This window comes from Clostridium sp. LXY-7 (assembly GCF_056172015.1).
The window spans coordinates 1,295,881-1,308,373 of record NZ_JBLLJL010000001.1; the positions used below are offsets into that span (position 1 = coordinate 1,295,881).

The window sequence follows — 12,493 nt, forward strand, 5'->3', positions numbered from 1 at the left end:
TATTTTTTAGATTTACTATAAGTATAAAGATATATTATATTACCAATACTAAGTTTAAAATTAATTTAGGAGGGGATATAATGGCATTATTGCGTTGTTGTGTCCAAGAATGTATAAATAATAAATCTAATTATTGTTCCTTAGAAGTAATAACAGTAGGGGGAGCTACTACTTATCAATCAGATGGAACAAGCTGCGAAAGCTTTATTAATAAAGAAAAGGCTTTAGTAAATAACATGGTGGAAGGAAATCCTTACATAGACATTACATGTAGAGCAAAAAATTGTATTTACAATATGGAGTTAAAATGTATTGCAAATAGTGTTGACATAGGGGGATATACATCTGAAACAAGTGATGAAACTCAGTGTGCTACTTTTAACTATAAATAAATGTTGAATTTAGAATTTAGAATTGTGGAGAAATCTTCATAGAAGTTTTAAATGAAAACTTTATCCGTTAAAAACTCTGAAAAGCTTCTTCCATAATTCTAAATTCTACATTATACATTCTACATTAGAATTTTTTTATCGTCGTTTGGTTGAAGTTTTTTATTTAAGCATTCATTATATATCTTATTCAAAGGTGCCAAACACCTTAGGAGCTTTATTTTCAACTAATACATTTCCCTTAGCAATTACAGTGTTAATTGTAAAATCTTCTTCATTAATTAATACCAAATCTGCATCATAATCAACTTCAATAATACCTTTAGCTTTCAATTTAAGAATTTTAGCAGGATTAGAAGTAATAACCTTAAGAGCTATTTCTAAAGGAACATCATAGTCTAAAACTGCACTACGAACTTCTTCAAATAAGGAAGTAACCATACCTACACGAAGGCCTATACATTCCTTTTTAGAATTAAACATCGGTAGGCTACCTTGACCATCTGAAGAAAAGGTTATATTATCTATAGGCACATCATTGTCTAAGGATATTTTTAATGCTTTACAAGCCCTAACTTCTCCTTCTTCCCAAAATAGAGGATCTGAACTTGTAGTAAAATCTATATAACCGCCATTTATAGCATATTTTATAGCATCCTCAAAGAGATAAGGGTTTCTATTTGTATGGGTAGGTAAAAATTGAGTTATAGGTATTTCAGTATTCTCTATAATTTCTAGTAAAGGAGTTAACATATTTTTTCCATCTCCAAGATGTATATTTATAACTCCAGCTTTATTAGATAGTATTCCACCAACTCGTACATCACTAACCATTTTAGTTAATTCTTCAATTGAAGGATTAGAACTTCTATGGTCGGATATGGCCACCTCACCAGCACCTATAACTTTATCAATACATATAATATCCTTCATTATATCTCCAGTAACTGTAGTGAGCGGTAATCTATAAGAGCCTGAATAGATATATGTGGAGATACCTTCTTCTTCTAAGCCACGAGCTTTCGCAAGAAGAGAAGTCATAGAACGGGTTATACCATCAGTACCCAGACATCCAACTACAGTAGTAACTCCACCCAGGGTAATATTTGTGAGGGTAATTTCAGGTGTGCGACTCTTAAAGCCACCTTCACCACCACCACCTAAAATATGTACATGACTATCTATAAATCCTGGGGTCAAAATTTTATTATTCCCATCTATGATTTCAATAGGTATATTCCAATCTTTGGGGATTTGGATGTCATCTTCAATATGAGAAATCTTGTTTCCAGTTAATAAAACATCTTTAATTCCTAGGAATTCTGGAGCATAAATTTTTGCTTTTTTTATAAGTTTTATCATTTCTTCACCCCTTAAAATATAATGTATGGTAGTTTGTATAAAGGACAGGTTTTGTCCTGTCCTTTATACAAATTATTAAAAGCCAATTATAACAGCCACAATTATAGCTACAGTACCAAAGGCAAAGAAGAAGCCTTGCATTTTAATTTGCCATTTAGCCCATTTAGCCCAATCAATTTTAGCTATACCAAGAACACCCATTAAGCTAGCAGAAGTTGGCACAATAGCATCAGCAAATCCTGCACCTAATTGGAAGGTAAGGCAAGAAACTTGTCTAGAAACCCCAACGATATCAGATAATGGAGCTAGAATCGGCATGGTTAAGGCAGCTTGACCTGAACCTGATGGTACAAAGAAATTAAATAGTGTTTGGAATATATACATAAATATAGCTGAAATTGCTGCAGGAAGTGAACCTAATGCATTACCTACAGAATGTAAAATTGTATTTAAAGTATTAAATTCAGAGGCACTAGAACCACCAAGAGCCAAAAGGATACCTTTAGCCATACCTACAACAATGGCAGCACCAACTAAATCTCCAGCTCCACTTTGAAAAGAAGAGCCTATATCATTAATTTTCATATTGTTAAGTTTAAATATTACGCCTATAATAGCTGAAATTAAACCCATTACGAAGAATTGAGAAGCTATTTCAGGAATATAATAACCTTGTTTAGTTACACCCCAAATTATCCAAATTATTGAAAGTAAAATAGTTAGAAGAACAAGTTTATGTCCTAGATTAAACTCAATTTTTTCTACAGTAGCAGAAATGTTTCTTCTGAAAAACTCATCAGTATCATAAACAATCGATGCTTGTGGATTTTTCTTTATTTTCTTTGCATATATCATCAGGTATGTTGCACCTGCTGCTGTTATAATACACCATAGAGCTATTCTAAAACCAGCTCCAGAAAGTACTGGAACCCCAGCTATACCTTGAGCAATGGCTATACCAAATGGGTTCATCCAAGAAGTAGCATTTCCCACTTGACATGAAACATAGGTTATACTTACTCCAACTAGTGAGTCATAGCCCATAGCTATAACAAAAGGAATTACAATCATTGCAAAAGGAATTGCTTCCTCAGACATTCCAAAAACTGCTCCACCTAGCGAAAATAGTACAAATAGAAATGGGATAGCTAAAGATTCCTTTCCTTTAGTGATATTAATAAAGGCGTGAATACCAGCGTCAACAGCTCCAGTTCTCATTACCATTCCAAAAGCTCCACCTATAACTAAAATAAATGCAACGATGCCAACGGCAGAACCGTTTTTGTCTCCAGTAACTAATCCCTCGAATACATAGTTTAATACACCGAACCCTTTAAAATCATCTGTACCCCAAAGATTTGCACTTATAGTTTCTTTTTTACTTGTATCATAAACAGTATCTTTATAAAGTATGTAGATTATAGGTTCAGTAATACCAGCATTAGCTAATGATTCTTCATTCCAGGTATTTACGTCAGTATTTAATAATTCTTCGATTAAAGCTTTGTCTAAGCCTAATTCTTTAAGTTGACTTTCGTCTTTAATAAGTAGTTCAAGATTAGATTTTAATTTTTCTTCATCCAAATCATATTTATACCTAAAGGTATCCGTCATTAAAACTGTTCTTGATTTTGTCTGACCATCGTTAGTTTCCCATTGAATATCATGAGTATCGTATTTACCCACAGGTATTACAAAGGTTAAAAACCAACAGAATAGAACTACGAAAAATATTATTACATAAGTATGAGGCATGGTAATGGTTTTTTTCTTTTTAGTTTTATTTAGCATAAAAACTCCTCCTTAAATCTTTACAATTAGTTAGAGCAATTTCAATGCCAATTATGCAAATAAATTAAAAAAAATTTATGAATATAGTAAATAATATATGAAAGCAACAAATAAAATAACTTATAGTATAATTATTAAATATCTATAATAATTAAGGAATTGTAAAATCCATGATGAATTAATAGTTTAAGAAGATGAATATAGGGTGTTATAGGTTGTGAAAACAACCTATAACACCCTGAAAAAATTATACATCCAAATAACTATTTATTAAGAAATCCACTCCTTTTGAAGTAATACTAGTTCCAGATTTACCACGCTTTTTATCAATATATCCGAGGGTAGATAAATAATCTAATCTACTTCTAATCATTTGGTCACTAAGGTGTATGTTTAAGGAGTTCAGATAATTAAGTATTTTTGTTCTACTACCTTTTTCACCATTTTTATTAATAGAATATAGAGCTTTAAGTATATAAATATAATCTATCCTAATATTATTAGTGATAACATCTTCTTCATTAGTATCATCAATGATATTTATATTTTCATGAAAAAAGCTTTCTTCTGGAAGATCAGAGAGTTTTATTTCTTTACCATCACATACTGTCAGCATATAATCGAGAGTATTTTTTAATTCTCTAACATTACCATTAAAGGGGTATTTAATTAAGCTTCGTTTAACATCTTCATTTAAAGAAATATGTTCTTTTCCTTCTAGTCTAAGAAAGTATTCTACTAGAGGTAATATATCTTCTTTTCGCTTTTCTAGAGGTGGAAGTTTTAGATATAGGACCTTAAGCCTATGATAGAGATCAGATCTAAACTTTTTCTCTTCAACTAATTTTCTTAGATTTTGGTTAGTAGCAGCTATAACTCTTATATTTACATGGATTATTTTATTGCCACCCACAGGCATAATCTCTTTTTCCTGAAGAACTCTTAAAAGCCTTGATTGAATTCTAGGAGAAATGTCTCCAATCTCATCTAAAAATATGGTTCCGCCTTCTGCTTGTTCAAATATACCTGCTTTTCCTCCCTTTATAGCACCTGTAAAAGCACCTTCTTCATAGCCGAACAATTCACTTTCAACTAAGTTTTCAGATAAGGAAGAAAAATTAACAGCTACGAAGGGGGAGTCTTTCCTAGAGGAATTATTATGGATAGAAGAAGCGAAAAGTTCTTTTCCTGTGCCACTATCACCTTCTATCAAAACGGTTAAATCAGTACTAGAAAATTTTTTAGCTATTCCTTTAGTTTTTACAATTTCGTCACTAATACCTATAATATCTTTAAAGATATATTTACCAAAGTACCCTTTGTTATAAATATCTTTTTTAAAGGATTTTTCATCCATAAGTTCATCTAAACCATGTTTAAAGATTACAACCTTTAGATTATTTTCCTCTACATGTAAGAATGATATATGAACTTGTTCTCCTCGTATATCAATATAAGTGCTTTCTTTTCCCATACTATTTTTAATAAAGTCATATAGTTCCCTATCTCTTATTATAGAATTAATGTTGCTACCAATAATATTAGTTTTCTTAATGCCTAATAAAATCTTTAAATTTTCATTAAAAACTGTAATAATTCCCTCATTATTAAAAGCTAAGATACCTTCATTAACATTATCCATTATTTTAATAATATTATCATATGCCTGAGTTTTTTCTCTTGATATTTCATCCAATAGCTTCCCCATGTTAACTATTTTACTTAAATACATTTCAGATATACTTCCCCATGTTTTTTCAAATGCATTTAAGAACTTAAGGATTTCCGATATGGTAGTCATGTCAATTAGTCTAGGACCTATATTTATTTTATTAGGTATAAATTTGGGAATTAATTCTGTTTCTCCTGGAGAAACTGCATATTTAATTTCTTTATTGAAGATACATCCAGGATAATAAGGAATAAAATTATAATTAGTTATTCCTAATTTTTTTAACCATTCAATGCATTCTAAGGAAGTTTCAACACAATCATTTACAAAGAGTATGGTTTCTCCATTAGGTATGTATAGTAATTTTTCTATTTCACTATAATTTATGATTCGCTTAGCAACTATAATAGGGCATCCAGTTTCCATATATTTAAGAGCATCTTCTAAAATTAAATCCGTGGATACAATTATTAAATCTGCATTAATTTTGTGGTCTAAGCCTTCATCTATAGCAAAACCATAAATATTAGCAAAGGAACCTATATAATCTTCTAATTGACTCAGCAATGTAATCTTAGTGCCTTTTGTACCAGCGATTAAAGCTACAATCTTTTTATTCAAATTAATACACCTGCCTTTATATAGATACTCTTATTATTGAAAATATAATTATACTATAGAATGGAGAGTATGAGTTATAAAAATTCTTATTAAAAAATATTATAATAAGTAATTACTTTGGTAGGTTATATTTTAAAATAGTATTGAAAATGACTGCAATAGTAATGGCATGCAGTCATTTTAAGGTTTATTTAAATATAATACTTATTTCCTTTAGCATCTTCCTGATCTCAATATTTTGAGGACAATGGCTCTCACATTGACCACACTCAACACAATTGTGAGCCTTTTCACTTTCCGCTAAATTATTATGATAGAATTTCTTAAAGCCTTCTAAATCTTCAAATAAAGAGGCATCATTTAAAAGCTCGAAGCAACTAGGAATATCAACGCCGGTTGGGCAAGGCATACAATACTTACAGCCTGTACAATTAACCTTGATTTTAGATAAATATTTATCTCTTACCAAGGATATTAAATTTTTTTCATCCTCAGTTAAGCAATTAGGGAGAGTAGTTTCTGCTATAGAAACATTTTCTTCAACCTGATCAATAGAATTCATGCCACTAAGAACCACATCTATTCTTTCATCATCCCAAAGAAATTTTAATGCCCATTCTGCAGGAGTCCTTTTTACATTAGAAGTATTCCAGAGTTTTTGAATATCATCAGGTATAGAGTGAGCTAGACGTCCTCCTCTAAGAGGTTCCATTATAGCTATACCAAGTCCTTTATTCCTTGCATATTCTAGACCTTCAGCACCTGCTTGATAATTTATATCTAAGAAATTATATTGAATTTGACAGAATTCCCAGGGATAAGCATCCACAATTTCTTTAAAAACCTCTAGTTTATCATGGAAAGAAAAACCTATATGTTTAACCCTTCCATCCCTTTTTATGGTATCCAAAAATTCAAAAAGTCCATTAGTGATAAGGTTTTCCCAAAAATTTTTATTAAGTGCATGAACTAGATAAAAGTCTATATAGTTTGTCTGTAATTTTTCTAATTGTTCATTTAAGTATTTATCCATATCTTCTCTAGAATTAATAAGCCAACTAGGAAGCTTAGTAGCAATAAGAACCTTATCCCTGCAATTATGTTTTGCAAGAAATTCTCCTAAAAAGTCTTCGGATTCTTCATTGTGATAGGGATAAGCTGTATCTAGATAAGTTATTCCCTTATCAATAGCATATTTTAGAATTTCTCCAGATTTCTCTCTATCAATTTTATTATTTATAGTAGGTAATCTCATAAGTCCAAAGCTAAGTACGGATATTTTTTCATTAGTTTTACCATATACTCTAAATTGCATTTATATCACCTCACTATTATTCATATAAAATATTATAACATTAAATGTTTTTATAGGATATAAATAGTAGTATAATTTCACTAGAGTATAAAAATAAAGGGGGAGTACTATGGCAACTTGGATTGCACATTTAAGAGTAGCAGAGAATTTATTAAATAGAGGATTAGATTATCAGAAAAGAGCTTTTACTGTTGGAAACATAGGACCAGATTCAGGAGTACCTAATGAAAACTATAGTAATTTTAATCCGCCGAAAAAGATTACACATTGGCAAGATGATAAAAATTATATAGATCCTGAAGGCTTTTGGAATAAGTATATACTCAACGATAAATTTAATGAAGATGAGGAATATAGCGCTTTTGTTATGGGATATTATGTTCACTTATTAACAGATATAGAGTGGAGTAAGCTTTATAGTGAAAAAAAGAAAGAGCTATTATATAATGAGGGACTAAAGAAGGATAAAAATTTTATTTGGACGATAAAAAAAGATTGGTATGGATTAGATTATCTGTACTTAGAAAAAAATCCTAAATGTATTTTTAATGAGACCTTCAAAAATATTGAAAAAGTACCAGATTATTTAGATTATTTTCCAGCAGGAGCCTTTACTCTCCAAGTAAATAGCATAAAAGATTATTACTTAGGAGAGAACAATGAAACTAAGAAAGATTTTATGTATTTGACTGAGAGAGAAATGGATAAATTTATAGAAGTAGCTACTGATAAAATAGAAGAAATAATTAGAAATAAGATAGGTGTAACATTTAAATAAAATGTGAAGTAAATTATTTAGGTAAGGGCAACCGTAGGTTGCAGGTAAGGAGTGCCTTTGGCACAGGTAAGGCGTTCGCTTCACTCACATGTGAAGGTAGCTTTTGCATAGGCAAAAGCAGTTATATTGCGCATTTGTCGCTTTAAAATGTAAAATCAGCTTTGCTGATTTTACACTTTTCCTGCAACCTTCGGTTGCTCCTTACCTGTCACGAAGTGACGCCTTACCACGAACGCAGTGAGTATTTACCTATGCCTACGGCACCTTTACCTAAAATAAATTGCTTCACAATTTATTTAAATGCTGGTTTACAGATAAACTCTTGTATTTTAGTATCAAGTATATTACTGGCATGAGCAGTTTTAATTATGATTGCAGTGTCTGCGCCATAATGAGTTCCTCCAATAGCTACAACTGGTTCCATATAGGGAATTAAACCACTGTCTACAGCCATAACTGCAACTTCTACTGCAACTTTTGTGCCTTGACCAAACATTCTTAGAGTATTAGCCATAACTTCTATGGGAGATATCCCATTAAAACTTCTAGAAAGACTTCTTTCTGCACCACTTAGTACATGAGTAGTAGAGAGAACGGATATGCCAACGTTCATTAATTCTTGCCTTTTCTCATTAGATATTTCATTTTCTCCAGGAGATTTAAAGCCATAGGCATGGGTTACGCACACTACTTTTATATCTTTTACATTCTTAAAAAATTCCGCAGAAGTACCACTATTAGAAGCAACCACTATATATTTAATGCCTCTTTCTTTTGCTACCTTTAGAGCTAACTCTAAAGTGCGCTGAGTATTTTCATTACCTGGTTTATCAAAATACATATATAATATCCTCCTAACCTTAATTATAATTACATTATACCTTAAAAATGTATTGTAGGAATCAATAAATATATATAGAAGAATAATATGGATTAATGGGAAAATATTATCTATAATTTAATTAGTAGTTCATAAGAGAGGATGCGTACAATATGAAAGAATTTTGTTTTAAGAAGAGTGAAGCATACATAATAATGATTTTCTGCATTATACCTATATGTATATGTATCTTTTTTGGCTATGATTTAATTTATGGATTTGTAGCATCAATTTTAATTTCTTCACTTGTTGCTATAAAGAAGGGGTATGGAATTAAAGTAATAGGAAATATGGTTTTTAAAGGAATACGGGAGTGTAAAAGTTTATATTTATTAATTTTACTTATAGGAGCTAACGTATCTTTATGGCTTTCATCAGGAGTTGTACCAGCTATAATATATTATGGACTTCAATATATGCAAGGAATGAACTTTCTTTTTATCGCTTTTTTATTAGTAGCTGTAAGTTCAATTTTTATGGGAACAGCGGTAGGCACCATCAGTACTATAGGTCTCGCCTTATTAGGAATAGGAAAAGGCTTTGGAGTTCCAGCGCATGTTTTAGTTGGAACAATTGTATCTGGAGCATTTATAGCTGATAAGATATCACCTATATCAGGACTTTTAAATCTAACCTTAGTATCTACAGAGACTAAGTATAAAGATACTTTAAGAACTATGCTAATAACAATTATTCCAACAATTCTAATCACAGCTGTAATATATTATTTTATTGGAAATAACTATGGAAATATAGTTACAGGGAATCATAATATAAATGAACTTGTTTTATCAATAGATGATACCTTTTATATTTCTCCCTATTTATTAGCTATACCTTTAATCATAGTATTATTATGTGTTAGTGGAGTTAAGGCTATAAATTCAATACTTGTGGGGGCACTAGCAAGCATTACTATTTCTATAGTATTTCAGAACGTGGATATTGTAGAATTGCTTAAATATATTTTATTAGGATACCAAATAAATACTTCATCAGCTTTATTGAATGATATTTTAATAAGTGGAGGAGTGATATCTATGGTATCTGTTGTATTGGTAGTTATGGGAGCCATTGCATTAAGTAGCATATTAGAAGGTATTGGAATAATTAAATGTATCATGGAAGAGTTTATAAGAAGTATTAAAGATAGATTTCAGCTTATATTTAAGACTGCATCTATTAGTAGTATATTAACATTGGTAACCTGTGACCAAACATTAGGTATTGTGCTAGTGGGAAGATTATTAAAGGACAAGTATAGAGAGTTAGAGGTTAATAGGGAAGTTATGGCGAGAACTATATCGGATTCAGGAACCATTATTGCACCATTGATACCTTGGAATGTAAATGCAATAATTATTACAACGGTTACAGGAATAGGATGTGTACAATATTTTCCTTATGCTATTTTATGCTTTATATGTCCTATTATAATGATGATAAATTTACTAGGTAAAGAAAATATAAATATTAATATAGATAAGGATGTTTAATTATTAAATTTATTGACTTTGTTCTAAATCATTGTTGAGTCTAGAACTATATATTATTGGGAAGCAGATCATTTGCAGGAAGATTAAAATATGAGCTAGATATAAAAAAGATTAGAAAATTAGGATTTTCTAATCTTTTTTATTGCGCGAATGTTAATAAATTAACTAAATGTTAATTATAGATATTATACATAATTAGAAATTTTTATAATAAATATATGAAATATCTTAAAATACAAGAAAAGATAAGTTTAATTCCAATAAAAATTATATATAAATTAATATAAATGAGTTTAAAGATAAGTTATATGGATTATTTGTAAAAATATTGAATATAAATATAAAAACAGAATGTAATCCAGTTAACAAATATTTAATATTCTCTTCATACCTGAAAATATATTAGAGTTCAATAAGGAAATTTCAAATAAAAGCTTATATGCTATTGCTCCATTAATTATTTTACTTATATTTAAATTTTAAATATAAATATTTATATTAAGAAAGGGGGGAGCTTTCATATACATCATTAATAATGATGTAATATGGAGCAGTATAATGGAAAGAAATTTATCAAAAAACACACCTAATCCTCAGCGTGAAAACTGGGGAACGAAGATTGGACTTATTTTAGCTATGGCAGGAAATGCTGTTGGTCTAGGAAACTTTTGGAGATTTCCTTATCAAGCAGCACAAAACGGTGGAGGAGCTTTCATGGTTCCCTATATTGCAGCATTACTAATAGTGGGTATTCCATTAATGTTAGTAGAGTGGATGCAAGGAAGATATGGAGGTAAATATGGACACGGTACACTTGGCTATATGATTTATCTACAGTCAAGAGATAAACTTAAACCTAAAAGGGCAATCATAATAGGTTCTATTGTAGGCGCATTTGTTATTGGAGTAACAGTACTTGTTAATTCTTATTATAACCATATTATTGGATGGACTCTTGGATACAGCTTTTTAACAGCTACTGGAGCATACATGGATCCCGCGATACAAGGAGGAAAATTTTTCGTAGATTATATTCAAAATCCTGTATGCGTATTTACCTTTTGGTTAATTGCATTATGTTGCTTAGCTTTTGCAGTAACAAGAGGCATACAAAAGGGAATAGAAGCTTGGGCTAAATTTATGATGCCATTACTTTATTTATTTGGATTTATATTGATGTTTAAGGTCTTCACCTTAGGTTCACCTGTTAATCCGGATTGGTCAGCTTTAGCAGGGCTTAGCTATCTATGGACTCCAAGATGGGATGCAATTAACTTTAAGGCATTGTTAGCTGCATGTGGTCAAATTTTCTTCACTCTTTCTATAGGCATGGGTATTATTCAAAACTATGCTTCATATGTAAAACAAGATGACGATATAGTAACTTCTTCAATAGCTACAGTTTCACTAAATGAATTTGCAGAAGTAATCCTTGGTGGTTCTATTGCTATTCCTATAGCTTATGCATTTTTAGGAATGGATGGAATAGGGGCTGGAGTTGGACTTTCTTTTATAGCACTTCCTAATATATTTAAGGTAATGAGTGGTGGAAGAATAATAGGAACATTATGGTTTTTACTTTTATTCTTTGCGGGATTTACCTCTGCCATAGCAATGTATAACTATTTGGTTTCAATTTTCACAGAAGATGTAAAAATGGCTAGAAGAAAAGCTTCTATGTTAGTGTTTGGACTTTATATTCTAGTTGGTCTTCCAGTAGCTTTAGAGCCAATATTAACACATACTGATGCTCTTGCTTATTTTACAGAAGTAGATAACTGGGTAGGAAATTATCTACTAGTTGTGGTTGGATTAATTGAAATTATCATTACAGGATGGTTTATGAAAGATAATTTCTTAGAAGAGACAAATAGAGGAGGATATTGGAAAGTACCTAAATGGGTATATAGTGTGATGATTAAATTTGTAACACCACTTGCTATTATTTTTGTACTTACAGGTTCTACGCTAGATTATATAAAAGCAGGATATTTTAAAATAATACCAAGCTTTGTATCAGATTTTCCCAATCTAGTACCTTGGGTTAACGGAGCAAGATTAGTTATATTAACAGTGTTTATAATTGGATTCATTGGAACTTACAAGAGTATTAAGAATATATATGGAGAAGAAATTAAAGATAATAAGATTATGATTAAAAAGTAGGAGGAAGGATTATGGAAGGCAGT

At 30.5% G+C, this 12,493-nt stretch carries 9 protein-coding genes; 4 read left to right on the forward strand and 5 right to left on the reverse strand.

What is annotated here, in order from left to right; all coding sequences use genetic code 11:
• Positions 1-80 precede the first annotated feature (80 nt).
• The gene (locus ACI48Q_RS06145) at positions 81-392 is read left to right on the forward strand and encodes a DUF1540 domain-containing protein (RefSeq protein ID WP_474918161.1); all 312 of its coding nucleotides are present in this window, start codon (positions 81-83) and stop codon (positions 390-392) included.
• Between the two features lie 183 nt (positions 393-575).
• On the opposite strand, the gene iadA is transcribed toward ACI48Q_RS06145, so the two are convergent.
• From iadA to ACI48Q_RS06165, 4 genes are all read right to left on the reverse strand, one after another.
• Positions 576-1,751, reverse strand: a complete 1,176-nt coding sequence (iadA, locus tag ACI48Q_RS06150; RefSeq protein WP_474918162.1) for a beta-aspartyl-peptidase — start codon at positions 1,749-1,751, stop codon at positions 576-578.
• 75 nt (positions 1,752-1,826) lie between these two features.
• A complete protein-coding gene (gene yfcC, locus ACI48Q_RS06155; RefSeq protein ID WP_474918163.1) occupies positions 1,827-3,542 on the reverse strand; it encodes a putative basic amino acid antiporter YfcC in 1,716 nt (571 codons plus the stop codon).
• Between the two features lie 247 nt (positions 3,543-3,789).
• Entirely contained in the window at positions 3,790-5,835 is a 2,046-nt protein-coding gene (locus tag ACI48Q_RS06160) for a sigma-54 interaction domain-containing protein (protein WP_474918164.1), read from the reverse strand.
• Between the two features lie 187 nt (positions 5,836-6,022).
• Positions 6,023-7,150 carry an aldo/keto reductase gene (locus ACI48Q_RS06165; protein ID WP_474918165.1) on the reverse strand — a complete coding sequence of 376 codons (1,128 nt, stop codon included), beginning with the start codon at positions 7,148-7,150 and terminating at the stop codon, positions 6,023-6,025.
• Positions 7,151-7,259: 109 nt separating this feature from the next.
• Between ACI48Q_RS06165 and ACI48Q_RS06170 the strand changes: the two genes are divergently transcribed.
• Positions 7,260-7,928, forward strand: coding sequence for a hypothetical protein (locus tag ACI48Q_RS06170; RefSeq protein WP_474918166.1), 669 nt, complete (start codon positions 7,260-7,262; stop codon positions 7,926-7,928).
• A 292-nt stretch (positions 7,929-8,220) separates the two neighbouring features.
• Here the strand turns inward: ACI48Q_RS06170 and ACI48Q_RS06175 are convergent, their stop codons facing one another.
• Positions 8,221-8,769 carry a pyruvate kinase alpha/beta domain-containing protein gene (locus tag ACI48Q_RS06175; protein WP_474918167.1) on the reverse strand — a complete coding sequence of 183 codons (549 nt, stop codon included), beginning with the start codon at positions 8,767-8,769 and terminating at the stop codon, positions 8,221-8,223.
• Positions 8,770-8,921: 152 nt separating this feature from the next.
• On the opposite strand from ACI48Q_RS06175, the gene ACI48Q_RS06180 reads away from it, so the two are divergent.
• Both ACI48Q_RS06180 and ACI48Q_RS06185 read left to right on the forward strand, forming a co-directional pair.
• Positions 8,922-10,304 (forward strand): Na+/H+ antiporter NhaC family protein, encoded by a 1,383-nt coding sequence (locus ACI48Q_RS06180; protein ID WP_474918168.1) that lies wholly within the window; start codon positions 8,922-8,924, stop codon positions 10,302-10,304.
• Positions 10,305-10,862: 558 nt separating this feature from the next.
• Positions 10,863-12,470, forward strand: coding sequence for a sodium:neurotransmitter symporter family protein (locus ACI48Q_RS06185; RefSeq protein WP_474918169.1), 1,608 nt, complete (start codon positions 10,863-10,865; stop codon positions 12,468-12,470).
• Positions 12,471-12,493 lie beyond the last annotated feature (23 nt).

What these genes read in the sequence shown, in the direction of transcription:
- ACI48Q_RS06145 (WP_474918161.1), top strand. Translation starts at nt 81, where the DNA reads ATGGCATTATTGCGTTGTTGTGTCCAAGAATGTATAAATAATAAATCT.
- yfcC (WP_474918163.1), bottom strand. Translation starts at nt 3,542, where the DNA reads ATGCTAAATAAAACTAAAAAGAAAAAAACCATTACCATGCCTCATACT.
- iadA (WP_474918162.1), bottom strand. Translation starts at nt 1,751, where the DNA reads ATGATAAAACTTATAAAAAAAGCAAAAATTTATGCTCCAGAATTCCTA.
- ACI48Q_RS06185 (WP_474918169.1), top strand. Translation starts at nt 10,863, where the DNA reads ATGGAAAGAAATTTATCAAAAAACACACCTAATCCTCAGCGTGAAAAC.
- ACI48Q_RS06180 (WP_474918168.1), top strand. Translation starts at nt 8,922, where the DNA reads ATGAAAGAATTTTGTTTTAAGAAGAGTGAAGCATACATAATAATGATT.
- ACI48Q_RS06175 (WP_474918167.1), bottom strand. Translation starts at nt 8,769, where the DNA reads ATGTATTTTGATAAACCAGGTAATGAAAATACTCAGCGCACTTTAGAG.
- ACI48Q_RS06170 (WP_474918166.1), top strand. Translation starts at nt 7,260, where the DNA reads ATGGCAACTTGGATTGCACATTTAAGAGTAGCAGAGAATTTATTAAAT.
- ACI48Q_RS06165 (WP_474918165.1), bottom strand. Translation starts at nt 7,150, where the DNA reads ATGCAATTTAGAGTATATGGTAAAACTAATGAAAAAATATCCGTACTT.